Source organism: Sphingobacterium psychroaquaticum, from assembly GCF_004421025.1.
GTDB classification, from domain to species: Bacteria; Bacteroidota; Bacteroidia; order Sphingobacteriales; family Sphingobacteriaceae; genus Sphingobacterium; species Sphingobacterium psychroaquaticum.
The window spans coordinates 4174824-4199012 of the sequence record NZ_CP038029.1 but is presented as its reverse complement, the minus strand read 5'-3'; the positions used below and the strand labels follow the sequence as shown (position 1 = coordinate 4199012).

Below are 24189 nucleotides of genomic sequence, written 5' to 3'. Positions count from 1 at the left end.
AAAGATGTTAAGAAAAGGGTTGGTATTATTTTTTGTTTGTGTAGGCGTGTCGCATTTTGCTAAAGCACAGACAGGACTAGTAGAGGTAAATAAGGATTCGTTGATCACTTTACTTCAGGCATTTAGAGCAGATAATAATATCAACCCTACAAATACCAAGACCGTTGTTAAGCTGGGTGCAGCAAAGGAGACTCCTGTGGAGAAGAAGGTTGCCCGTCGCGTCAAAGTACGTGGATTTAGGGTTCAGATTTTTTCGGGGGGTAACCGAAACGATGCTTCGGCTGTACAGTCTCGATTTCAAAGTGTCTACAGTGATGTAGGCAGTTATATGACGTACGATGAACCTAATTATCGGGTGAAGGTGGGCGACTTTAGAAATCGTGCTGAAGCGACCAAGTTTATGCGTGAGTTGCGTGGTCAGTATAACAATGTATTTGTCTTCACTGAAGATATCTGGGTTTATGTCTACGAGTAACCTATCCTAAAGCCTATGTCCACAATAAAGGATCAAGTCCAGCAACTGGCGGCCCGTTTTTTTGATCAAACGGTAGCAGAACGTCGTCACCTGCACCAAAATCCCGAGCTTTCTTTTGAAGAGTACAACACGTCGGCTTTTGTCGCGGAACAGTTGACAGCTTTGGGCATTCCTTTTGAGGTAATGGCCGGCACAGGAATCGTTGGACTTATTCGGGGAGATAAGAGTTCGGAACAAGTTATTGCGCTCCGTGCAGATATGGATGCGTTACCTATTCAGGAAGTGGAAGGACGTGTTTATGGGTCGAATAAAGAGGGGGTTATGCATGCTTGTGGGCATGATGTTCATACCGCATCCTTACTCGGTGTAGCCCGTATCTTGCATGCTTTGCGCGCCTCATTCGGCGGCACTATAAAACTGGTTTTTCAACCGGGAGAAGAACGTCTTCCAGGCGGGGCTTCTCTTCTGATTAAAGAGGGGGTTTTGGAAAACCCGAGTCCGCAAGGAATAATCGGGCAGCATGTGATGCCTTTTATTGAAACGGGAAAAGTGGGATTCCGAGCCGGAAAGTATATGGCTTCATGCGATGAACTCTTTATGACCGTTAAGGGAAAAGGAGGGCATGGCGCACACCCACATCAGAATATTGATCCAATTGCCATCACGGCACAGATAATTACGGCATTGCAGCAAGTTGTTAGTCGGAATGCCGACCCACGTACCCCAACGGTACTTTCTTGGGGAAAGATTGTGGGCAATGGAGCAACAAATATTATTCCGGATGAAGTGTACTTGGAAGGAACATTCCGAACATTCGATGAAGCTTGGCGGGCTGATGCTCACCAGAAGATGGTCAAAATGGCGACCAGCATCGCAGAAGGAATGGGTGCGGTTTGTGATTTTGAAGTACGCAAGGGATATCCTTACCTCATCAATGAAGAGGTGATAACGAACGCGTCGCGAGCATATGCGGTGGAGTATTTAGGGAAAGAGAATGTTTTAGACTTAGATATTTGGCCTGCGGCGGAGGATTTCTCGTACTATTCACAAGAGATTGATGCTTGTTTTTATCGCTTAGGAACCGGGAATAAGGCGTTGGGTATCGAGTCGGCGGTACATACACCGACATTTGATATCGATGAACGCGCATTAGAAATAAGTATCGGCCTTATGGCTTATATCGCCCTACGCCAACTGGGTGAATAGAATATGAAAGAAGTATGTCGTCACATCACATTGTTCGAGAAAACCAGGAGCCGGCTTTATTGGTGGCTTCCTTATCGGCGCTAGATCGTGAATATCTCGGTCAGCTCCTAGAATGGAGCCCTACTATTTTTGCAGATGACTATACCATAGATTTCTTACAAGCGGATGGAATTAAGGTCGATTTTATCGTTTCTAACCGTGTTTTGTCAAACCTTGACCTTCAAGAACAAACACAGGTTATTCCGCTCTTACATGATTTTATTACGGATGGTTTAAATTATCTGAACCAGAAGCAGTATAAAGCTGTTAATATCTTGTGCGATACAATTCCCGCTGCGATAACCGATTTTTGTAACGATATTAATATTGTTCTTTTTATGTCTGGTAGGCGGTATGTGTTGGTGCAGGAACAATATGAGAAATGGAAACGTGCGGGTGATTTGATTTTTGTACACGAAAATCAATTAAAGTCACTGGTGGGAATTCGCAAAGAAGCGGAAGATACTTTTGTGGTGGAACAAGACGGATTTATTTATTTGGCGTTTAATACACCTGATTTTGTTTTGATAGGAGAAGATATCTAATGGAGATAGTGACGGCTACGGCAGAGCATTGGACGACGATTGCACAGATTGCGACGCTAAGTTGGCAGACGGGATATGCTGGTATTCTTTCGGATCAGCAGATTGATTTTATGTTGAATAAAGCATATGTCGAGCAGGATTTTGAAGGTGCTACGGCTTTGGGAAATACTTTCTTCCTTATCAAAGACGAAGAAAAGGAGGCGGGTTTTATCACGTTGTTATCCCAGGAAGATAGGCTTCGCATTGAAAAGCTCTACCTCTTGCCTAGCGTGCAGGGAAAAGGATTGGGAAAAACTTTAATAGACTTTGCTGCAGAGCACGCGTTAAATAATGGGATTGACGTTTTAGAGCTGAATGTAAATCGCGGAAATAAGCATGCTTATGCTTTCTATATAAAGCAGGGTTTTGTGGTGACAGAAACGGTAGATATTCCTTATTTCGATTACGTGCTGGATGATTATGTGATGCAGAAAAGACTGCGTAAATAATTAAGAAAAAGAAAAGAACACATGGGAAAAACGAAAATATATGATACAGCGGTAAAGCCAGAAGTTGCTGTTTTGGTGTCTGTTATTACACCTGACGTAACGGAGGCTAAAGCGCATGAATATCTGGAGGAACTAGCCTTTTTGGTGGAGACTGCCGGAGGTATCGTTAATGGAATCTATACACAAAAATTGCAATATCCCGATAAAGCAACCTTCGTGGGAAGCGGGAAGTTGGAAGAGATTAAAGCCTATATCAAGGCTGAAAATATTGATATGGTTGTCTTTGACGATGAACTATCGCCTTCGCAGCTTCGTAATATAGAGAAGGAGTTTCAGGTAAAGGTTTTGGATCGTTCGAACTTGATCTTGGATATCTTTGCGAAACATGCAAAGACTGCTCAAGCGAAAACACAAGTGGAGCTTGCGCAACTTCAATATTTATTGCCGCGCTTAACACGGATGTGGACCCACTTGGAGCGTCAGCGTGGTGGTATTGGTATGCGTGGTCCCGGAGAGAGCCAGATCGAGTCGGATAGACGGATGATCTTAAACAAGATTTCCTTGCTGAAAGAACGTTTAAAAGCAATTGATAAGCAGAATGAGACACAACGGAAGAGCCGCGGCGAGCTTATTCGTGTGGCTTTAGTGGGATATACGAATGTGGGGAAATCCACCATTATGAATATGATCTCCAAGTCGGATGTACTTATTGAGAACAAACTGTTCGCTACACTTGATACCACGGTACGAAAGGTGGTTATTGATAATCTTCCCTTCCTTTTATCTGATACCGTAGGTTTTATCCGGAAGTTACCTCACCATTTAGTGGAGTGCTTTAAGTCTACGTTGGATGAGGTACGTGAAGCAGATGTATTGATCCATGTGGTTGATATCTCACACCCGAATTTTGAGGATCATATTATTGCGGTGAATGAAACACTAAAAGATCTTGACGCACTGGATAAACCGGTGATTACGGTGTTTAATAAAATTGATGCCTATAAGCCCCCGGTAGAAGAAAATGATGAAGGAGAAGAGGTTAAGGTAACCTTGGATGATTTTAAAAACTCTTGGATGGCGAAGAATGCGGATCCAGCGATTTTTATTTCGGCAACGGATAGGCTGAATGTAGAAGAATTTAAAGAGAAGCTATATGAAATTATCGTGAAGATGCACAACGAACGTTATCCATATAACAATCTATTGTACTAATAGAACGATCTTTCATTAGGATATCTTATCCCAGGAAATCCCCGGCGTGCGCTGCATCAAGAATTGTCTTAAGAGGCTGTTTTTGTCGAGCGCGAGTTGGGGGTCTTCTTTAAATAGGGTGATAACACTATTTCGTGCTGTTGTTAAAATGGCTTGGTCGGATGCGAGGTTTGCAATCTTCATATCAAGGACACCAGACTGTTGCGTGCCGGAGATATCCCCTGGGCCGCGCAGCTGCAAGTCGACTTCTGCAATTTCAAAGCCATCGCTGGTCCGCACCATTGTTTCTAAGCGGGTGCGGCCTTCCTTGCTCAGCTTATTACTAGACATCAGAATACAGTACGATTGTTCGGCTCCCCGACCGACACGTCCCCGAAGCTGGTGCAGCTGTGATAAGCCAAAACGTTCCGCATTTTCAATAATCATAACGGAGGCATTTGGGACGTTGACCCCAACCTCAATAACAGTGGTCGCCACCATAATTTGTGTCTCACCTTTGATGAAGCGTTGCATTTCAAAATCTTTCTCTTTGACCGACATTTTACCATGTACGATGCTAATTCGGTAGTTTGGTAGCGGGAATTCACGCTGTAGGTTTTCTAAGCCTGCTTCGAGATAAAGGAGGTCCATTTTTTCACTTTCTTTGATGAGCGGATATACGACGTATATCTGCCTGCCTTTGGCGATCTCGTCGCGCATAAATCCAAAAGCTCGAAGGCGTTGGTTTTCAAAAAAATGAACTGTTTTTATTGGTTTACGGCCCGCAGGAAGCTCGTCGATTACCGAAATATCAAGGTCGCCGTACATGGTCATCGCCAGTGTGCGAGGGATGGGGGTGGCGGTCATGACCAGCATATGTGGAGGGATGACATTCTTACGCCAAAGTTTAGCGCGTTGTTCTACCCCAAAACGATGTTGCTCATCGATGACAACAAAACCAATGTTCTTGAATTTCACTTTGTCTTCGATTAATGCATGGGTACCGATAAGAATATCAAGCGTACCCTCTTCTAGTTCCTGATGGATAATACGGCGCTCTTTTGCGCCCGTGGATCCGGTCAGGAGTTTGACCCGGGCAATATCCTCGCCCAGTAGTTCACTAATGCCGGCAAAATGTTGCTGTGCCAATATCTCCGTAGGAGCCATCATGCAGGCTTGGTAGCCATTATCGATTGCGAGGAGCATGGCCATTAAGGCAACCACCGTTTTTCCAGAACCCACATCACCTTGAACCAGCCGGTTCATCTGTGCCCCCGTATTGGTGTCTAGTCGGATTTCTTTAATGACCCTTTTTTGTGCGTTGGTGAGCGGGAACGGTAGGCGCTCGTTGAAAAAAAGGTTGAATTTGTTGCCTACTTTGTCAAAACGATGCCCTTTATACTTGCTGGTATTTAATTGTTTGTTGTGCAGTAAGCGCAGCTGTATGAAAAATAGTTCTTCAAATTTTAAGCGTTGTATAGCCGCGTTGAGTTCATGTACATCCTGTGGGAAATGAATGGATAACATCGCTTTTTGGTAGCTTACAAGCTTATGTTGTGCTATGATATACAGGGGTAAAGTTTCTTGTAACTGTTGGTATACGGCTTCCAGTGCGGTCTGTTGGAGGCGTTGTATTCCCTTACTTTCCAAACTAAATTTCTTCAATTTTTCTGTTGAAGAATAGACGGGTTGCATCGTTTGGTTGCCAATCTTTTTCTCTTGTGCCTGAAAGAGTTCCATTTCAGGGTGAGTGATCGAAAGTTGCCCATTAAAGACAGTAGGCTTACCATATGCAATATATGCAGCTCCTTCTTTCAAGCTCTTTTTCAACCAAGAAGCACCTTGGAACCAAACTAACTCCATACTGCCGGTATCATCTTTGAACTGCGCTACTAGGCGTTTGCCTCGTCTTTCACCAACCTCTTGGATATGCGTCAAACGGCCAATGACCTGTGCACCGACCATGTCGGCATGGAGATCTTTGATTTTATGAAACTTAGTGCGATCAATATACCGGAACGGATAGTATTGCAGGAGGTCTCCAATAGTGAAAATTTGCAACTCTTTTTTGAGTACATCGGCCTTTTGTGGGCCTACCCCTTTGAGGTATTCGATTGGAGTTATTGTCGTGAGATTAGCCATTCCTAAGAACGGCTAATCTACGAAAATTTGCCTAAAATTTATAGTTTTGCCATCTCTATAACCGGCTTGCCATCGACGCATTGTATCGATTTTATACTGTTTGCACAGGGAGGGATACCGGCACAGCTCACCTTCTCCAGTGTCATTTTTTGCTCCATAATACGGTTGTAAAGGTCTATTTTTTGTATAAACTCAACGGTTTTGATGGTCTTATGTATTGCTATTGCCTCTATGCAGCAGCCTGTTCGGATACCGTATGCACTCCAGTCGTTCGCATTGGTGCAGGTCACGTCGTTATAGAACGCTTTAATCTCCGCAAGTCGTGTCGATAACTCCGAACGAGCTTCCTCCAGGGTGAGGTTCTGTGCAAAGATCAATGTTGGTTTGCCATTCTGGCACTGCTTTCTTACCGGAGGGTTCGGTGGTGCGAAAATATCATTTAGAATCCCTTCTCGACCGGCCGCCTTTCCAGCTTGTGTTTGAAGATATTCATACTCCTGCATTAATTTGCCATATTGTCCTTTGATCGAAGGGTGCAATAAAAGATAGTTATGACCGATTTGAACGGTTTCAAAATCATTTATTTCTGTACAATGAACGGACTGTGTCAATGCAACAATTTCCTTATATTTCTCGGAAGCAAGTTTAGACCAATGTTCGTACGATTTCTCTTCTTTGCTGCAACCGAGCAAAAAAAGAAGAAGGAGGTAAGGTAAAATTCTTTTCATTTTTAACATTTAGGGGTTTACGTAATTAGTTTTTAGTTACCTATCCCTAAACGAAAGAGATTTCTTTTTCGCTACAGCAGGAAATTTATTGTTCCTTTTTGGAGAAGAGTCTCTGTAGTACGTTTCCATTAAAGAGCATAATCGCAATGAGCAAAAGCGCATAGGCTATATATTTTCGCGGGTCGATCTCCTCTTTAAAGTAAAAAATGGCGATGAGAAATGCGATTATAGGGTTGATATACAATAGAATCCCAGTCGTACTAGAGGATATCTTGATGAGCGCGTACATACTTAGGAAGAGGGGGATAATGGTAAAAACCACCGCTATAATAACGATTACAACCCAGAAAAGTACGCTCTGCGGGATTTCATGTCCCTGAAACAGTAATATGGGTATAATAAACAAACTACAAAGCAGCAGCTGTACTGCTAGGAGGTTCAGTTTGTCAAATCCTTGGATTACACGCTGGATAATTAAATAAAACGTGTAAAGTGCGGCAATTGCGACGGACCAGAGGACCTGGGTCACTGACCCTGTTGCCAACAGGCATACACTGATAAATGCGATTGTTAAAGCGACCCATTTTTGCTTGGTAAGCTCTTCTTTTAAGATAAAGTAGGCCGCAAACGTAGTAATCAAAGGGCAGAGCATATAAGCAAAAGCCGCCGATTGGATACTGATATTATTGATCGCATAGATATAGGTAAACCAGTTTCCAAAAATAAAGATCGCCGCCATAAAGGTCAGTACCATAATCTTCTTGCGCTCCTTGGGAGGCATACTCCGCAGGCGTGCGATATCTTGACGTAACACGGGTCTTCGGAATAAGAAGATAAATGCCCATAGAATCACCAATGCCGATAAAATTCGGTAGTTCAGAATGTCATCAGCCGGCCAACCTTTGATGAGGCGAACAGGAATAGACATGAAGCCCCAGATCAAAGGCGCTAAAAAAGCCGCTAGAAAATAACTTCTGCGGCTTTCGGTTATCTCTTTTTTATTATCCACAGCTTAGTCTTTCCAAGCAATTACTGAAATTTCTACATTTACATTCTTCGGTAAAGTCTTGACAGCGACGCACTCGCGTGCGGGTTGGTTTGCCGTGAAATACTGTGCATATACTTCGTTTATAGCGGCAAAGTCACCCATATCGCTAATAAAGATGGTTGCTTTTACCACATCATTAAAGCTATAACCGGCATTGTCAAGAATGGCCTGTACATTTTTTAGGACTTGATGCGTCTCATCGACAACACCAGTTGTAATTAACTCCATGGTTTCTGGGATCAAAGGTATTTGCCCCGATACATATAGTGTATTTCCTGCTTTAATAGATTGGTTGTAAGGACCGATCGCTGCAGGAGCTTTGTCCGTATTTAATATTTGCTTCTGTGACATATGTTTTATTTCGAAAAGAATACTTTGTAAATAATAGCCAACAAAAAGATGGTAATCGCCATGATATTCATGATGCGCATGGCTTTTCGGTTGAACTGTGACGATTTAGAAAGTTCCGGTTTCTCTTCCTGTGGCTTCATAAAGCTAATGTACGATGCTTAATCCGTATTATCAATACTTACTATCTAATCAGGCTTCGATTTCTAAGCGCGTCAACTCCTCATAATTTACATCCAGCTTTTTGATTAAACGACGATACAGAATCTTGTAATAATATTTTACGATACGTACCATGAGTAGGTAAACCAATGTACTTGCAATGGTGAAAGTCACACTATAGAATAGAATTTCTCCCCAACCGTGCCGTTCTTCGATATAACTGTAAATCTTCTCTACGCAGACAATAAACATCGAAAAAAGAATACAGTATATATTAAATTTGATATACTTGTTTACTTGTTCCCTCGTGTTAAGAATGGTCTGGAGTAGACTTTTTGTATTCTTTGTGTTTTTGATTGTCTTATAATTTCTGAAAAAGAGGAAGATAAAATAACCTACAATAATGTAGAACACTACGGTATAGATGTTATTTATGAGGTGTAAAAGAGGCTTTTCGTTTATTTCTTCTATATTGATTAAGAAACCCAATGCGACTCCAACAAAGAGCTCGATGACACTGATAATGAAGATCCATTTCACCAACGATGAGGAGCTCTTATGAAGCATAGTACGTAATGATTCTTTATCGACTTTTGGAAAATTCTCATCCGTATTCCAGTGTTGTTTTAATAAATCTAACCCATCCATTCTGCTGTTCCTTTCTTATTTAGTATGTTTTTCAGTTTTGTTTTGATACGGTTCATCTTAACCCGGGCGTTGACTTCCGAAATTCCTAATGTTTCGGCAATTTCCACGTAATCTTTGTCCTCTAGATACATATATACCAACGCTTTTTCGATATCGGTGAGTTGCCGCACCGCAGTATAGAGAAAACGGAGTTGTTCTTCTTGCTGTGTGTCATAATCTTCGCATCGGATATTTAAGATATGGTTGTCCCATGGAACCATTTCAATCTTTCGTTTTTTGGTGCGAAATAAAGAGATTGCCGTGTTTAATGCAACACGGTAAGCCCAAGTGGAGAATTTCGCATCTCCCTTGAAGCTCGGATAGGCACGCCATAATTGAATCACCATCTCCTGAAATAGATCGTTGTGAGAATCCATATCCGCGGTGTATAGCTTACATATCTTATGTAGGATATTTTGATGCTGCTCGAGGAGTGTTACAAATTCTATTTCTAGTTCTTTGTTCATATAGGTTATAAGTCGAAGATAGGCATAAGATGTTACACTTTTTGTGCATGTTTTTACTAACTTCGTTCGATGGCTAAGTCTAAATCTTCTTTTTTTTGTCAACATTGCGGATACGAATCACCGAAATGGTTGGGGCAATGTCCTTCTTGTAAACAATGGAACGCTTTCGTGGAGGAAGTGGTGGAGAAAGGGAGCTCTAAGGTTCCCGAATGGCGAAGTAGCACGACGCAGGTTGCCGGGAAGAAGGCGAATAGGGCAGCTATCATCAATGAGATTGTTTATCAGGATGAGCAAAGGTTAGCGACGCCAGATCGCGAGTTTAATCGTGTGTTAGGCGGAGGAATCGTTCCGGGGTCATTGGTGCTGATCGGTGGTGAGCCTGGTATTGGAAAGTCGACCCTGATGTTGCAATTGGCACTTGGTATCCCTAAAGTAAAAACCTTATATATTTCCGGAGAGGAAAGTGAGCAGCAGATTAAGATGCGTGCCGAACGGTTATCACAACAGTCAACAGCCAATTGTTATATTCTGACGGAGACGTCTACACAAAATATTTTTAAGCAGATAGAGGTTGTTCAGCCTGATATTGTTGTCATTGATTCCATTCAGACCTTACATTCCTCGCAGATAGAGTCTGCGCCAGGGTCTGTTTCTCAGGTGCGAGAGTGTACTGCCGAGCTATTACGCTTTGCGAAAGAAACGAGTACACCTGTCTTCATTGTGGGACATATCACGAAGGATGGTTCGATTGCCGGACCGAAAGTTTTGGAGCATATGGTCGATACGGTTTTACAATTTGAAGGCGACCGTCATCATGTATATCGGATTTTAAGGGCGGTTAAAAACAGATTTGGTTCCTCTTCGGAGTTGGGTATTTATGAGATGCAGGGAGCCGGTTTGCGTGAGGTATCCAATCCATCGGAAATTATGCTGTCGCAGCGCGAAGAGCCTGTTAGTGGGGTTGCTATTGCAGCGATGCTGGAAGGGGCACGCCCCCTCCTGATTGAGGTGCAGGCATTGGTTAGTACTTCCGCTTTTGGAAATGCACAACGTACATCGACCGGTTTTGATACCAAACGGCTGAGCATGTTGCTGGCGGTGTTGGAAAAACGATTTGGTTTTCGTTTGAGTGCACAGGATGTGTTTTTGAATATCGCAGGCGGACTTCGAGTCGAAGATCCGGCGATTGACTTGGCGGTTGTTGCGGCGATCATTTCCTCTCAACAAGATATTCCATTGCCGCCACAAGTTTCCTTTGCGGGAGAGGTGGGCCTTTCCGGTGAAATTCGTGCTGTGAATCGTATCGAACAGCGAATTGCGGAGGCGGAGAAGCTTGGGTTCGATGGGATCTTTATTTCCAAATATAACACCAAAGGGCTCGACGCGAAAAAGTTTAATATTGCTATCCGTCCGATGGCAAAGTTAGAAGATTTGTTTAGCGCCTTGTTTGGGTGATGAGGGTTAGAGGGTTAGGGAGAGTAAAGTTGTGAGGGAGTTAGAGGTTAAGTTTTGAAGAAGTTAGCGGACGAAAATCTTTGTGAAAAACAAAAGTAGAGACACAAACCCCGAAGGGCTCAGCGTAGCTAAGTTTTGTGTCTCCCCTTATTTACGGCAACAGCTCGCGTAATTTTTTCTTGAGATCTTCACCGTGTAAATTGCGGGCAATAATAACGCCTTCACGGTCGACCAATATATTCTGTGGAATAGCGCGAACGCCGTACAAGGTTCCTGCCGCATTCCCCCAACCCTGTAGGTCAGATACATGCTTCCAGGTCAGCTTATCATCTTGAATCCCTTTGATCCAGTCTTCTAATTTACGGTCAAAAGAAACGCCTAAAATCTCAAAGCCTTTATCTTTAAATTCCGCGTATGTGGCTACGAGGTTTGGGTTCTCTGCACGGCATGGCGGGCACCAAGAAGCCCAAAAATCAACCAAGACATATTTCCCTTTTAGGTCCGTTAATGAAAAAGGTTCACCCTCCGGGGTAAGTTGTGTAATGGCAGGCGCTTTCTTTCCAACCGAAGCACCTTCTAACCGTTTCAGGTAGTAGTCAAATAACTGCCCATCTTTAGATTTGCGAACCGACTTGTCGAGCGTATTGAACAAGTCTCTCATTTCTTTATAATCCGGATAGTAACCACCTACCTTTTGGATGATTTTTAAGGTTTCGGCATCCTTTGGATTTGCTTTTACCTGCGCTATTAGTTCTTCCTTACTAATCGTTTGAGCAAAGAGGAAAAATGGAAGCGCTAAAAGGGCCGTTAGTATTATCTTTTTCATGATGTTTTCTTCGTGGGTATTTGTAATGTTTTAAAAATTTAATGCCTGTTTAAAAGATACGCTATATGGAGGTTCTCTTTATACATTTTGATCGTTGGATGCAGCTCATTCCTTTTGTATGTGTTGCGCCTTTCGAATGACCATCGGCGGATAATCAAATATAAAGATTAGAAAGGAAAGTTGTGTAGTCTATTGTTTTGGTAGATTATTTTTTTTGAATTATGACAAAAACATTTCAATATTCCACGTCGTTATATCCTCAATAAAGGCTTTGATCCTCTGTGTAATAGACGTTCACAACCGATTGCAATGTTAAATATGCATTTTTTTGCATGATTTCGCATGATTTTTTCGGTTTACACTAGTTTTATTTTTAAATTTGTTACTCACGTTGTAAACATTATTAATATTTCTTACTAAATGGCAAGATTAAATTTACTAGAGGAGACACGTTTTGAGCGCGTACCGGTTAAGGTATATCCAAATCAAAACGTTGCCTCGGTTGATGTTGCTAATCGCATAGCTACCATCATTAAAGAAAAACAGGCAAAGGGTGAGACTGCAGTATTGGGATTGGCGACAGGAGCTACCCCGGTTAAAGTCTACAAGGAACTCGTGCGCCAGCACAAAGAAGAGGGACTAAGCTTTAAAAATGTTGTAACGTTCAACTTGGATGAATATTTTCCAATGAAGCCGGATGCTGATCAGAGCTACGTGACTTTCATGAAGAAAAATTTGTTCGACCATATCGATATTCCGAAAGAGAACATTAATATCCCTGATGGTACTTTGGCGGAGAGCGAAATTGCTGCTTTCTGTGAAGCTTACGAGCAAAAAATTTCTAGTCTTGGTGGATTGGATATTCAGCTTTTAGGTATTGGTCGTACCGGGCACATCGGTTTTAACGAGCCAGGTTCAGCGCCAAATTCGGGAACGCGTTTGGTTATCTTAGATGACTTGACTCGTCGCGATGCTTCTCGTGATTTTGGAGGGAAAGAAAATGTACCGACAAAAGCGATTACGATGGGGGTAGGTACAATCTTCAAAGCGAAAGAGATTATCCTAATGGCATGGAATGAGAAGAAGGCTGACATCGTTAAAAAAGCGGTTGAAGGCGAAATTTCTTCGGAGATTCCTGCAACTTTCTTGCAGCTGTCTGATCATGTCGAATTTATTTTGGATGAGGATGCTGCTTCACAATTGACACGTTTTTATTTACCATGGTTAGCCCATGAGGTGACATGGACCGATACGTTGATTAAGAAAGCTGTTGTTTGGTTGTCTTTGAAATTGAATAAAGCGATTTTGAAATTGACAGATGACGATTACAATAACAACGGCATGGCGCAATTGGTTACTGAAAAAGGACCTGCGTATAATATCAATATTAAAATCTTTAATGAGCTGCAACGTACGATCACAGGATGGCCAGGTGGTAAGCCTGGGGTAGATGATACCAACCGCCCAGAAAGAGCGGAACCTGCGAAGAAAAATGTATTGTTGTTCTCGCCGCATCCGGATGACGATGTTATCTCTATGGGAGGTACGTTCATTCGTTTAGCTGATCAAGGGCATAATGTTCATGTGGCGTATCAAACATCAGGAAATACGGCAGTATGGGATGATGATGTATTACGTTACTTAGAATTTGTGCAAGATTTCGCTGTAGCTATTGATGATGATCAAGGGGTAACCAAGAAAATCTATGATGATGCACGTGCTTTCTTTGAGACGAAACAACCAAACCAAGTAGATCCTGAAATTATCCGTACGATCAAGGCTTTGATTCGTAAAGGAGAGGCTATTGCCGGGGCACGTTTCACAGGTTTGCCAGATGAAAATATCCACTTCCAAGATCTTCCTTTTTATGACCGAGGTAAATTTTCTAAAGAAGTTTCCTACGAAGATGATATCCAGCAAACGATTGAACTTTTACGTAAAGTGAAACCACATCAAGTATTTGCTGCCGGAGATTTCGCTGATCCACATGGAACGCACAAAGTATGTTTCGATATTCTTTTTGAAGCACTAAAGCGTTTGTCAAAAACAGATGAATGGACGAAAGACTGTTGGTTATGGTTATACCGCGGTGCATGGCATGAATATCCAATCCACGAGATTGAGATGGCTATCCCACTTTCGCCACAAGAGGTTAAGCGCAAGCGTTTAGCGATTTTCAAACACCAGTCGCAAAAAGATGTTCCTGTTTTCCCTGGAGATGATCCACGTGAATTCTGGGTGCGTGCTGAAGATCGTACAAGTGAAACGGCTGACCTGTACCACAGATTAGGCCTTGCAGACTACGAAGCAATCGAAGCTTTTGTACGTTGGAAATTTGATGCGTAATAAGTTCGCTTATAATAAAAAAGAAGGGTGCCAATTGGCACCCTTCTTTTTTATTATAAAATCTGTATTTGTTGAATAATAGTCTCAAACTCTGCCAACACATTGATGCCCTGGTGGATAAGAAATGTATATTTCAACGAATTTGGGATAAAACCAAAATGCTTTTTAAATGCCGTGGTAAAATGTGTAGAATGTTTGTAACCCGTCATACGCGCGACATCGGAAACACGATACTGTCCTGTCAGGATTAACTCTTTGGCATATTCCATCTTCTTTTCCGTAATGTAGGTCATTACAGTCTTTCCTAGATATTCTTTAAAGTATTTCTTTAGATATTGCACATTCGTGCCCACAAGCTTTGCGAGTTCGGGTATGCTATAACTCTGGGAGAGATCCTCTTCGATGATTTGTTTTGCCAACATGATTTTGTCATAATGACTTTTTAAAGCAATGATCTGATGATTTTCGTTTTCGACGGCCAAAGCCTCTGCTTGGCGCAAAATAATTTCTAACAAGACGACTTCCTGTCGTAACTGATATAGATGATCTTGTTCTAAAGGGAGGCAAAGTTGGTCAAACAAAAGACGTAAACGATGATCACTTTTGGTGATATATCCATCTATAAACCTGGTTTTTTCTTGTTGATATTTTTCGTGAAAGATCGGGAGATTATCCGGTGAGAAGCGAATGATAATATAACTGTTCCCTTCATCTACACTGTTGAGATCGATGGATTCTCCGGCATTTATATAATGAATGGTATTACAGCCTCTTTCTAGAAGGTGATCTTGCTGATCTATTGAATAGGTGACCTCATTGGACTCTTCTCCTAAAATTATGTTCAGATAATGTGCTTCCTCCGCTAAATAACTCATATTATTCACGCCACGAACAATACGGTGTTGAAAACTGTAATGAGCAGAAGTAAAACGGGTATCTAAAAGCATTTTTATTTAGACTTATTCTAATTCTACAAACTTAGGTATTTTTCTAGATATTTCCATCAAGTGCCCGGAGATAGCGCAAGGTTAGAATGAAATGCTTGGCCAATTATTATATTCCCAGAGGGATTATTTCCGAATCTTAAGTATATTTTTCTAGTCACGTCATCTTCTTGTTTAGATTAATTCTAATTTTGCCAACAATAGTTATTTAGACTATTTCTAAATATTTATTAATCTCAAAACACTTAAATATATATGAAGTTTGTACTGTACCGTATTTTTCTCTCCATTAGTTTTATATGTATAATAGGGCTTTCTTTTGGACAACAGCATATCGTTGTTAAAGGAAAAGTGATAGATCAAGAAACGGGCGTTCCATTGGAAGGGGCGTCTATTACGATCGTTGAAAACCCACGCTCAGGCTCCGCTGTTACTGGAAGTCAAGGTGGATTTTTGATGAAAGGCCATGTGGGTCAAACCATGCGTGTGAGTATGGTCGGGTACCATGCGAGTAGCCTTGCTTTAAGTCTCGATAATAAGGATCTACTTATTAAGTTGGAACGCAATATTAATGCGCTTTCAGAGATTGTTGTTACGGGAGCCTTGGGAATTCGTCGTTCATCACGTGAGATGGGTACCTCAGCTCAGGCGGTTGACAACGAGGCGTTAAATCTGGGAAAGGTTGTAAATCCATTATTGGCGCTGTCAAGTAAAGTGGCAGGATTACGGATCAACGCGACAGATTTGACGACAGGTAAGACAGATCCCGGAATACAAATCAGGATGCGCGGCACGCGTTCTTTAAATAGAGGTAAGAACGATCCAATTTATGTAGTTGATGGGGTTCCATTGCCTGATATTACCCGCATTAATCCGAATGATATTGCGGAGATTACGGTCTTAAAAGGTGCGAACGCAGCAGCTCTATATGGCTCGGAGGGGGTGAATGGCGCAATTATGGTGACCACTAAAGGAGGCCGTTCTGACGCGGGAGAAGTTAATTTCTCGAATAGTACCACTTTTGCGAATGTCTATTTGTTGCCACCTGCTCAAACGCTGTATGGTCAAGGACAAAACGGAAAGTATAGCCCCGTGGCCAATGAATCTTGGGGAGATCTATTTGATGGTTCGGAACGCGACTTTGGATTGCCGATCAATGGTGTACAGCCGAGAAAGGTATATGCTGCGCCGAGTAAAGACAATCGGTTAGGTTTTTTCGATACCGGAATTACGATGCAAAATGACTTGTCATTCTCGGGCGGCGATGCGAAGAGTACTTATTTTATGTCGCTACAGGATGTGCGCATTAAAGGCGTTATTCCAGGGGATAAATCGAGCCGCACGGGAGCTCGTTTCAATGGTTCACGTAGCTTTAATAAGTTAACCACATCGTACAATGTAAACTATGTATTCTTTAAGAATAACACCACAAGTGATGGCCCTTGGTTGTCTGTATATACACAACCTGCTAACATCGATTATAAAGAAGCCCGTAATTGGGAAGACCCGACTTCACCAAACCACCCGTTGAACTGGTATACACCAACGGCACAGACACGGAATCCGATCTTTATGGCGGATAATAATAGAAATACATACGATCAGCATACGTTAAATTCGAAGGTAGAGTTTACGTATGATTTCGCAGATTGGTTTTCGGCGACAAATAGAACGGGTTATTACCTGCAAACACAGGATGGCCGTGTTACCAACAAGAAGCTTGTTTCCAATATTTCTACACGAAATATCAATGGAACTGTCAATGATACGGGCGGGACATTTAGTCGATTGAACAATGACTTAATTTTGAACTTTCGTAAGGAGTTCGGAGATTTCTCGACCAAACTATTATTGGGGTATAATATCCGCATGGATAACCGCAAAGACATTGGTATCGGCGCAAATAACCTCCTGCTAGAGGATATCTTTAATCCCGGGTCCCGGACGGGTGAATTAAGCGGTACTGCTAAAATTACAAAATATCGTTCTATGTCGGGCTATGGTGAATTTACAGTGGGATATCGCAATTATTTGTTTTTGACTTTGGTAGGACGTAGCGATAAGGTTTCCACACTAGATCCACAGAACAACACCTATTTTACACCCGGCGTAAGCACGTCTTTCGTATTTACCGACGCGATTGCATCCTTGAAAGACTCAAATATTCTTAACTATGGGCGTATTTATGCATCCTATAACCGCACCGGGAATGTGACGCTAGATCCATATAGTCTAAACTTGACGTATAGCCAGACGAATGGCTTTCCGTATGGTGGATTATTTGGATTTCTACCAAACCTAACGGAAGCCAATCGACTGTTGAAGCCTGAATTTGTCACTTCTTATGAAGTTGGGACACAATTAAGCTTCTTAAATAGTCGCTTAAATGCTGACATTGCTTATGCTTATTCTGATTCTGATGGACAGATTTTTACGGCTGGTATGTCGCGCGCTACGGGATACAATGCGACGCTTGTTAATGCCGGTCGTCTGGTAAATCAAACATTAGAAGTGATGCTGAACGGTACGGCTATTCGTAAACCGGACGTGGAGTTGAGTTTTGGGGTGAATTTTACCTATACCCATACACAGGCGAAAGACCTTTACGCGGGTGATAGTTTCCAGATTTTCCGCCAGGCATATGCGATTAAAGGAGAGCCTTACCCAACGTTGCAGATGAGCGACTTTTTGCGTCACAATGGACAAATTGTGCTGGACAAAAATGGTAATGTCCTGTTGGATGAGAAAGAACAATTACTGGGTACTATGGTGCCTCCTTATATGTTTGGTTTTAACACCAATTTCCGATACAAAGCTTTTAGCATTGGACTACAAATAGACTCGCGTCTGGGAAGCTGGATGTACTCTGAGGTGGTACCACGGATGTATGCGGCTGGAACGCATCCGGAGACGGTGAAATATGGCCGTGAACCATTTATTCTGCCGAACTCCATGGTGAAGTTAGACGATGGTTCTATCGTTGAAAATACAAGTGTCTACTCGAAGGGCGATAAAGACTGGTGGACAAAATATAGTAATGTTCAGACAATTACAGCGGCGAAAGCTGACTTTTTGAAATTACGTGAGCTTTACGTTGGATATACATTACCCGCAAAATTCTTAGCGAAGCAAAATTTCCTAAAGAAAGCAAGTGTTGGGGTGGTGGCGAATAACCTATTTATCATTCGACATTCGTCGAACGAGATTGGGGATCCGGAAGCACTTTATAACCAAACGGATGGCTATGCCAGCTTTAGACAGATTCCAACGTCACGATCTATCGGTTTTAATATTAACATGATTTTTTAAAGATTACGGAAATGATAAAAACACTATATAAGATAAGTTTATTGGCCTTGTTAGCGTGCACTACCGTGTCGTGTGATGATTTCTTTGATGTTAACGTTGACCCGAACTCACCGGTTGAAGAAACGTTAGAATTAAATGCGAAATTGCCTGCAGCGTTGGTTGTTTCGGCCAATTATGAGGCGACTATGTTGAATCAGATTGGTGGTCTGTGGGGAGGTTATTGGGGGACATCAAACGAAGGGATTAATGCTTTTTCTATACTGAAGATGTACAATGGTCCAGGTATCCGGGATACGCGGGATGGTATCCAATTATGGGAGTCCAACTACAACAATCTGCTTTACTACAATAAGATTTTAGATCAAGCGGTTGCTGAAGATGCACGCTTCTATATCGGTATTGCCAAGATTATGATGGCGTACCATTATTTTACATTGGTTGACTTTTATAATAATGTTCCTTTTGATGATGCGTTGCATGGTTCTGTGGTTCTGCACCCCAAATATGAGCCTGGTAAGGTCGTTTATGAGAAATCGATTAACCTAATCAATGAAGGAATTGAGGCGATTAAAGTTGCTTCATTGTTGCCAACCAATGATGATGTGCTATTTAAAGGGGATAAGGTGAAGTGGACACGCTTTGCCAACACATTGAAACTTCGGGCTTTGCTCGCTCAATCTGAGGTGCCCGGTCAAGCAGCGTATATCGCGCAGGAAATCAGTAAAATAAAAGCGGAGGGTTCTGGTTTTATTACAGAGGATGCGGCAGTGAATCCGGGTTACTTAAACACCGCGGCGAAGATGAATCCGTTTTATGAAACATATTATAGAAATAATGCGGGTGTTGCGGTGGCAAATCATACGAATATTCGTCCTACACAGCATTTAATTGCAAAATATAAAGAGTACAATGACCCGCGTTTGGCGCAAAATTTTGTGGAAGTAAAGGGTGATTTCAAAGGAGTGTTATTCGGAGAAAATACGATTAGCGATGCGTATGCAGCCGTCAATACCTCTGCTTTTAAAGGCCCGACAGAAAACGGAAATAAACCTGCTGGGTTTGTGAAAGCATTTAATCAGGCAACAGTTATTATTTCCTTAGCGGAAGCGCATTTTATGCTTGCGGAGGCTGCTGCCCGTGGTTGGGTGGATGGAACCGCAGAAACGCATTATAAAAATGCAATCCAGGCCTCATTTAACTATTTGTTCAATGTCACTAATTATGACATCTCTGCTTATATCGGGCAGGACAAGGTGAAGCTTGAGGTAGCAACGAATAAGATTGAACGTATTGTTACGCAAAAGTGGTTGGCATTAACAGGTATTAATAATATCCGTGCTTGGCATGACTTCAGACGATTGGGGTATCCGTATTTCCCAAATTCGGCAACAGCAACGAGCCCGGATATTTATCCACTGCGCTTTATGTATCCGGAAACAGAAATGAATACCAACAGTGCGAATGTGCAGAAGGAAGGGGATAACGGCGTGTTGACGGCTCGTGTTTGGTGGGATGTGAAGTAGAAAAAGAGAATAAAAAATGAGCTGTAGGGTGTTAAGCTTTACAGCTCATTTATGGTATAAAACGAATTAACTATCTTTGATTTAAACTAAATAACAATTGCATGGCACAAAGCGGAACGTGGCCGAAGGTTCGGAAATTTTTTAACGATATCCATTTATGGGGCGGCCTTATATCAGGCCTTGTTGTTTTTGTAGTCTGTTTAACCGGTACCATTTATGTGTACAATACTGAAATTCGAGAAGCGTCATTGTCTTCTTATTATAAAGTAGCAGATAAAGGCGACCGCTTACCGGCAGACGTGCTGCTTGAAAAAACAGAACCCCATATAAAAGGTAAAGTTGTAGGAATAAAGATTCCCGCTGCTGCAGATGCTACGGTTGCGGTTCTTTTCAATAAGCCGGAGAAAGATAAAGGAGGGAAACCTGATGGAGCGAAAGATAAGGGAGAAGGGGTGAAAGAAGGAAATACATTGATGAAACGCGATGTGGTTCCTGTTGAAAAAGAAAAGCGTGGTCCGGAGGAAGGTGCTACGAAGCCAGCTAACGAGCAAGATGGTGCGACAAAAGGAGCCGGTAAGAAAGGGGAATCTGTAGGGAAAGCGCAGGGTGGAGGTCCACAAGGCGGCGGCGGGCGTCGTCGTTCAAATCAAATGATGGTTAATCCATATACAGGTGTCGCCATCGGTGATGCTTCCGAGGAGAAGAACAAAACGGCGTCTTTTATGCAAGTAATGTTTGGTTTGCATCGCTGGTTGTTGTTAAATGAAATTGAAGAGCCAATTTTTGAAGGCGTAGAAAATCGTAAACTAGGCTCCTGGATCACTGGCTCCGCGACGTTACTGTTTCTGGTGGGTGTGTTAAGTGGTTTGGTTATTTGGTTTCCACAGAAAATGCGTGCTTGGAAAAACGGCTTAACTGTAAAGTGGTCTGCAAATTGGAAGCGCATCAATCATGATCTCCATAATACATTGGGTCTGTATACCTGGATTTTTTTGTTCTTGATGTCTGTTACGGGGCCTTTCTGGTCGTTTGACTGGTATCGTGAGGGCTGGCAGAAAACATGGGGAACATATCAAAAACCAAGTGAAGGAAAAGAAGAAAAAGCAAAGCCGGAATCACAGGTCATTCTTGGTAAAACGGCAATGAATGTGGAAGAGACCCTCGCTGTGGTGAATAAAATTCTGCCATATAAAGGCGATGTGACGATCAACTTTGCGAAAGATAGCACCGGAACATTGACGGTAACAAAAAATAAGGTGGGCTTCTTTGCGCCATCGGCTGGAGATAAGCTGGTCTTGGATCAGTATTCGGGTGCCATTCTCGAGAAAGATATTTTTACAGAGAAAAGCTTACGTAATCGCATTGGGGCTTCGGTCAAAGCATTACATATTGGGGATGTCTATGGACCTTTTACTAAACTTCTTTATTTTATCAGTTGTCTTGTTGCCACTTCACTGCCTGTAACAGGCGTTTTGATTTGGGTCAATAAAATGAAAAAGAAGCCGAAAAGAGGAAAAGTTTCTCGCGCATAAAAAAAGGTCCTGCAGTATTAATTGCAGGACCTTTTTTTACTATATCTCCATGCCGAATAAGTCGGCGATATGTCGTTTTACTTTATCTTTCACTTCGTCCAGATCTAACTTTTGACCAAGCTCCTTTTCTAGCGAGGTTACCGCTTTATCTTCAATTCCACAAGGGATAATATTGCCGAAATACGCCAAGTTGGCGTTGACATTAAAGGCGAATCCATGCATGGTTACCCAGCGTGATGCGCGAACACCCATAGCGCAGATTTTACGTGCGTTTTCTTTGTCGGCGTCAATCCAAACACCTGTATAACCATCGTAACGGCCCGCAGCAATGCCATAGTCTGCACAAACCCGAATGATAGCTTCTTCCAAGGTACGTAGGTAGAGGTGGATATCCGTAAAAAAATTGTCGAGATCTAAGATTGGATAACCTACAATCTGGCCAGGACCGTGGTAGGTGATGTCGCCTCCGCGATTGATTTTATAGAAGGTGGCTTCTTTTTCTTTGAGCCCCTCTTCATCTAATAATAAATATTCTTCATGGCCGCTTTTCCCCAATGTGTACACATGTGGGTGTTCCGTGAAGATAAGATAGTTCGGTGTGGGGTTTTGCTGATCGAGGGTTCTGTTTTCTTGCTTTAACGCTAGGGTTTTCGCAAAGATATCTTCTTGCCGATTCCAGGCGTCTTGGTAGTCAACCAATCCCCAGTCTATAAATTGAACCTTTTTATTTTGCATGATCTCTTCTTCTTTGTTGAAGACACAATATCTTATGTCTCTATTTTTGGGCTATTATGCCTGTTCAGATCGCCATTCTTCAGGTCGTTTCCTTTCCTGTAGTGCGACGGACGATTTGCTGGGCTGTTAGAGGTAAGCTTTTACTCCAGCCTTTCCGCTCTAGCGCAAAAACAATACAAATTTAATGATTTCCACTCGAACGGAAGCACGTGATTAATTTTCTACGGGGGCGTGACACATATCACGTTAATTAATTAACTTTGTAAGATGTTAAATGAAGAAAAATCACTGAACTTTATTGAGGAGATTATCGAAAGCGATATTCAATCCGGGAAGCATGACGGCCGTGTTTTAACGCGTTTTCCGCCAGAGCCAAATGGTTATCTCCACATTGGTCATGCCAAGTCTATTTGCTTGAACTTCGGGCTAGGCTTAAAGTATAACGGCAAGACCAACCTGCGTTTTGATGACACAAACCCGGTGACGGAAGATACCGAGTATGTAGAAAGTATTAAACAGGATATCCAGTGGTTAGGTTTTCAATGGGCGGAGGAGCTTTATACTTCGGACTACTTTGAGACGCTTTATGGATACGCTGTGGAGCTGATCAAAAAGGGACTTGCTTATGTTGACGATAGCACGGCCGAGGAAATCGCTGCGGCAAAAGGCACGCCAACAGAACCCGGGGTACCAACCCCTTATCGGAGCCGCTCTATCGAAGAAAATTTAACGTTGTTCGAAGAGATGCGTAACGGGAAGTATAACGATGGAGAAAAGGTTTTACGGGCAAAGATTGATTTGGCCAGCCCGAATATGCACTTGCGCGACCCATTATTGTATCGTATAAAACATGCACATCACCACCGCACAGGTGATAAGTGGTGCATCTATCCGATGTATGATTTTGCACATGGGCAATCGGATTCCATTGAGAAAATTACGCACTCTATCTGTACCTTGGAGTTCATACCCCACCGTCCATTATACGATTGGTGTATTGATAAATTGGAAATATTCCCGTCAAAGCAATATGAGTTTGCGCGGTTAAACATGACATATACGGTGATGAGTAAACGCAAGCTGCTGCAATTGGTGAATGAAGGCTTTGTTGAAAGTTGGGATGATCCGCGGATGCCGACTATTTCGGGTTTACGTCGTCGTGGTTATACTCCGGCGTCTATTCGTAATTTCTGTGACCGTATTGGTGTGCAGAAACGCGAAAACATGATTGACATGAGTTTGTTGGAGTTCTGTATTCGTGAGGATTTAAACCAAACAGCTTGGCGAAGAATGGCAGTCTTGGATCCGATTAAACTTGTCATCACGAACTATCCTGAAGGACAAGTGGAGGAGCTGATCGGGGAAAATAATCCTGAAGTTGAAGGGGGTGAGGGAACGCGTGTTATTCCATTCTCGAAGGAGCTGTGGATTGAGCGTGATGACTTTATGGAAGATGCACCGAAGAAATTTTTCCGTTTAGGTCCGGGCTTATCTGTGCGATTAAAGCATGGCTATATCGTGACGTGTCATGACTTCGTGAAAGATGAGCATGGTCAGGTGACAGAAGTACATTGTACATATGTGCCAAATTCAAAGTCGGGTGAAGATACTTCAGGACTTAAAGTTAAAGGAACAATCCACTGGGTTTCGGTCGCGCATGCGAAGGAAGCTGAAGTGCGCCAATACGATCGCTTGTTCCACGATGAAAATCCAGCGGCAGCCGAAGATTTTAAAGCGTCAATCAACAATGATAGCTTACAAATCATTGAGAAAGCGTATGTGGAGCCTGATTTAATTCATGCCGTACCGGGTAAAGGTTATCAGTTTATTCGCTTAGGCTATTTTACCTTGGATACGAAATCCACGCCAGAACATGTTGTTTTCAACCGAACAGTGACTTTGAAAGACTCATGGGCTAAAGAAGTTAAGAAAGGCTAATTTATAGCAATTACTATAATAAAGTAAAGGGGAGCATAAATCATGCTCCCCTTTA

21 protein-coding genes are annotated in these 24189 nt (G+C 42.4%); 11 read left to right on the top strand and 10 right to left on the bottom strand.

Annotation, left to right across the window (positions count from 1 at the left end):
* Positions 1-4: 4 nt before the first annotated feature.
* Genes E2P86_RS17280 through hflX form a run of 5 tightly spaced genes read left to right on the top strand, consistent with a single transcriptional unit; the run spans position 5 to position 3965 of the window.
* Positions 5-475: an SPOR domain-containing protein gene (locus tag E2P86_RS17280; RefSeq protein ID WP_134433859.1), complete on the top strand. Its 471-nt coding sequence runs from the start codon at positions 5-7 to the stop codon at positions 473-475.
* A gap of 15 nt (positions 476-490) precedes the next feature.
* Entirely contained in the window at positions 491-1681 is a 1191-nt protein-coding gene (locus E2P86_RS17275; protein WP_134433858.1) for a M20 metallopeptidase family protein, read from the top strand.
* Between the two features lie 14 nt (positions 1682-1695).
* Entirely contained in the window at positions 1696-2265 is a 570-nt protein-coding gene (locus tag E2P86_RS17270; RefSeq protein WP_134433857.1) for a hypothetical protein, read from the top strand.
* Positions 2265-2753, top strand: coding sequence for a GNAT family N-acetyltransferase (locus E2P86_RS17265; RefSeq protein ID WP_134433856.1), 489 nt, complete (start codon positions 2265-2267; stop codon positions 2751-2753). The genes E2P86_RS17270 and E2P86_RS17265 overlap by 1 nt, the downstream gene beginning before the upstream one ends.
* A 21-nt stretch (positions 2754-2774) precedes the next feature.
* Complete coding sequence (gene hflX, locus E2P86_RS17260) at positions 2775-3965, top strand: GTPase HflX (RefSeq protein ID WP_085473605.1); 1191 nt, start codon at positions 2775-2777, stop codon at positions 3963-3965.
* Positions 3966-3980: 15 nt separating this feature from the next.
* Here hflX and recG read toward each other — a convergent pair whose 3' ends face one another.
* The 7 genes from recG to E2P86_RS17230 all read right to left on the bottom strand — a co-directional run bounded on the left by recG (position 3981) and on the right by E2P86_RS17230 (position 9526).
* On the bottom strand, positions 3981-6086 hold the full coding sequence (recG, locus tag E2P86_RS17255; protein WP_085473606.1) for an ATP-dependent DNA helicase RecG: 2106 nt from the start codon (positions 6084-6086) through the stop codon (positions 3981-3983).
* 38 nt (positions 6087-6124) lie between these two features.
* Positions 6125-6814, bottom strand: coding sequence for a hypothetical protein (locus E2P86_RS17250; RefSeq protein ID WP_134433855.1), 690 nt, complete (start codon positions 6812-6814; stop codon positions 6125-6127).
* An 85-nt stretch (positions 6815-6899) separates the two neighbouring features.
* Complete coding sequence (locus E2P86_RS17245; protein ID WP_085473608.1) at positions 6900-7823, bottom strand: EamA family transporter; 924 nt, start codon at positions 7821-7823, stop codon at positions 6900-6902.
* Between the two features lie 3 nt (positions 7824-7826).
* Entirely contained in the window at positions 7827-8213 is a 387-nt protein-coding gene (locus tag E2P86_RS17240; RefSeq protein ID WP_085473609.1) for a RidA family protein, read from the bottom strand.
* A 5-nt stretch (positions 8214-8218) separates the two neighbouring features.
* Positions 8219-8353, bottom strand: a complete 135-nt coding sequence (locus tag E2P86_RS18340) for a hypothetical protein (protein WP_262507880.1) — start codon at positions 8351-8353, stop codon at positions 8219-8221.
* A 49-nt stretch (positions 8354-8402) separates the two neighbouring features.
* A complete protein-coding gene (locus E2P86_RS17235) occupies positions 8403-9020 on the bottom strand; it encodes a hypothetical protein (RefSeq protein ID WP_134433854.1) in 618 nt (205 codons plus the stop codon).
* Positions 9008-9526 carry an RNA polymerase sigma factor gene (locus E2P86_RS17230; protein WP_085473611.1) on the bottom strand — a complete coding sequence of 173 codons (519 nt, stop codon included), beginning with the start codon at positions 9524-9526 and terminating at the stop codon, positions 9008-9010. Before E2P86_RS17230 ends, E2P86_RS17235 begins: the two co-directional genes overlap by 13 nt.
* 69 nt (positions 9527-9595) lie before the next feature.
* On the opposite strand from E2P86_RS17230, the gene radA reads away from it, so the two are divergent.
* The gene (gene radA / locus E2P86_RS17225; RefSeq protein WP_134433853.1) at positions 9596-10981 is read left to right on the top strand and encodes a DNA repair protein RadA; all 1386 of its coding nucleotides are present in this window, start codon (positions 9596-9598) and stop codon (positions 10979-10981) included.
* A gap of 151 nt (positions 10982-11132) precedes the next feature.
* Here the strand turns inward: radA and E2P86_RS17220 are convergent, their stop codons facing one another.
* Positions 11133-11807 (bottom strand): TlpA family protein disulfide reductase, encoded by a 675-nt coding sequence (locus E2P86_RS17220; RefSeq protein WP_134433852.1) that lies wholly within the window; start codon positions 11805-11807, stop codon positions 11133-11135.
* A 420-nt stretch (positions 11808-12227) separates the two neighbouring features.
* Here E2P86_RS17220 and nagB point away from each other — a divergent pair, with 420 nt between their 5' ends.
* On the top strand, positions 12228-14153 hold the full coding sequence (gene nagB / locus E2P86_RS17215) for a glucosamine-6-phosphate deaminase (RefSeq protein ID WP_085473614.1): 1926 nt from the start codon (positions 12228-12230) through the stop codon (positions 14151-14153).
* A 53-nt stretch (positions 14154-14206) separates the two neighbouring features.
* On the opposite strand, the gene E2P86_RS17210 is transcribed toward nagB, so the two are convergent.
* Positions 14207-15100 carry a helix-turn-helix transcriptional regulator gene (locus E2P86_RS17210; protein WP_134433851.1) on the bottom strand — a complete coding sequence of 298 codons (894 nt, stop codon included), beginning with the start codon at positions 15098-15100 and terminating at the stop codon, positions 14207-14209.
* 252 nt (positions 15101-15352) lie between these two features.
* Between E2P86_RS17210 and E2P86_RS17205 the strand changes: the two genes are divergently transcribed.
* The 3 genes from E2P86_RS17205 (at position 15353) to E2P86_RS17195 (ending at position 21461) form a co-directional block, all read left to right on the top strand.
* Positions 15353-18406: a SusC/RagA family TonB-linked outer membrane protein gene (locus E2P86_RS17205; RefSeq protein WP_134433850.1), complete on the top strand. Its 3054-nt coding sequence runs from the start codon at positions 15353-15355 to the stop codon at positions 18404-18406.
* An 11-nt stretch (positions 18407-18417) separates the two neighbouring features.
* Entirely contained in the window at positions 18418-19929 is a 1512-nt protein-coding gene (locus tag E2P86_RS17200) for a SusD/RagB family nutrient-binding outer membrane lipoprotein (RefSeq protein WP_134433849.1), read from the top strand.
* Between the two features lie 101 nt (positions 19930-20030).
* A complete protein-coding gene (locus E2P86_RS17195; protein ID WP_085473618.1) occupies positions 20031-21461 on the top strand; it encodes a PepSY-associated TM helix domain-containing protein in 1431 nt (476 codons plus the stop codon).
* Between the two features lie 39 nt (positions 21462-21500).
* Here the strand turns inward: E2P86_RS17195 and lipB are convergent, their stop codons facing one another.
* On the bottom strand, positions 21501-22196 hold the full coding sequence (lipB, locus tag E2P86_RS17190; RefSeq protein WP_085473619.1) for a lipoyl(octanoyl) transferase LipB: 696 nt from the start codon (positions 22194-22196) through the stop codon (positions 21501-21503).
* Between the two features lie 267 nt (positions 22197-22463).
* On the opposite strand from lipB, the gene E2P86_RS17185 reads away from it, so the two are divergent.
* Positions 22464-24134 carry a glutamine--tRNA ligase/YqeY domain fusion protein gene (locus E2P86_RS17185; RefSeq protein WP_085473620.1) on the top strand — a complete coding sequence of 557 codons (1671 nt, stop codon included), beginning with the start codon at positions 22464-22466 and terminating at the stop codon, positions 24132-24134.
* Positions 24135-24189 lie beyond the last annotated feature (55 nt).

Coding starts and splice junctions, on each gene's coding strand:
- E2P86_RS17280 (WP_134433859.1), top strand. CDS start 5: ATGTTAAGAAAAGGGTTGGTATTATTTTTTGTTTGTGTAGGCGTGTCG.
- E2P86_RS17275 (WP_134433858.1), top strand. CDS start 491: ATGTCCACAATAAAGGATCAAGTCCAGCAACTGGCGGCCCGTTTTTTT.
- E2P86_RS17270 (WP_134433857.1), top strand. CDS start 1,696: ATGTCGTCACATCACATTGTTCGAGAAAACCAGGAGCCGGCTTTATTG.
- E2P86_RS17265 (WP_134433856.1), top strand. CDS start 2,265: ATGGAGATAGTGACGGCTACGGCAGAGCATTGGACGACGATTGCACAG.
- hflX (WP_085473605.1), top strand. CDS start 2,775: ATGGGAAAAACGAAAATATATGATACAGCGGTAAAGCCAGAAGTTGCT.
- recG (WP_085473606.1), bottom strand. CDS start 6,086: ATGGCTAATCTCACGACAATAACTCCAATCGAATACCTCAAAGGGGTA.
- E2P86_RS17250 (WP_134433855.1), bottom strand. CDS start 6,814: ATGAAAAGAATTTTACCTTACCTCCTTCTTCTTTTTTTGCTCGGTTGC.
- E2P86_RS17240 (WP_085473609.1), bottom strand. CDS start 8,213: ATGTCACAGAAGCAAATATTAAATACGGACAAAGCTCCTGCAGCGATC.
- E2P86_RS18340 (WP_262507880.1), bottom strand. CDS start 8,353: ATGAAGCCACAGGAAGAGAAACCGGAACTTTCTAAATCGTCACAGTTC.
- E2P86_RS17235 (WP_134433854.1), bottom strand. CDS start 9,020: ATGGATGGGTTAGATTTATTAAAACAACACTGGAATACGGATGAGAAT.
- E2P86_RS17230 (WP_085473611.1), bottom strand. CDS start 9,526: ATGAACAAAGAACTAGAAATAGAATTTGTAACACTCCTCGAGCAGCAT.
- radA (WP_134433853.1), top strand. CDS start 9,596: ATGGCTAAGTCTAAATCTTCTTTTTTTTGTCAACATTGCGGATACGAA.
- E2P86_RS17220 (WP_134433852.1), bottom strand. CDS start 11,807: ATGAAAAAGATAATACTAACGGCCCTTTTAGCGCTTCCATTTTTCCTC.
- nagB (WP_085473614.1), top strand. CDS start 12,228: ATGGCAAGATTAAATTTACTAGAGGAGACACGTTTTGAGCGCGTACCG.
- E2P86_RS17210 (WP_134433851.1), bottom strand. CDS start 15,100: ATGCTTTTAGATACCCGTTTTACTTCTGCTCATTACAGTTTTCAACAC.
- E2P86_RS17205 (WP_134433850.1), top strand. CDS start 15,353: ATGAAGTTTGTACTGTACCGTATTTTTCTCTCCATTAGTTTTATATGT.
- E2P86_RS17200 (WP_134433849.1), top strand. CDS start 18,418: ATGATAAAAACACTATATAAGATAAGTTTATTGGCCTTGTTAGCGTGC.
- E2P86_RS17195 (WP_085473618.1), top strand. CDS start 20,031: ATGGCACAAAGCGGAACGTGGCCGAAGGTTCGGAAATTTTTTAACGAT.
- lipB (WP_085473619.1), bottom strand. CDS start 22,196: ATGCAAAATAAAAAGGTTCAATTTATAGACTGGGGATTGGTTGACTAC.
- E2P86_RS17185 (WP_085473620.1), top strand. CDS start 22,464: ATGTTAAATGAAGAAAAATCACTGAACTTTATTGAGGAGATTATCGAA.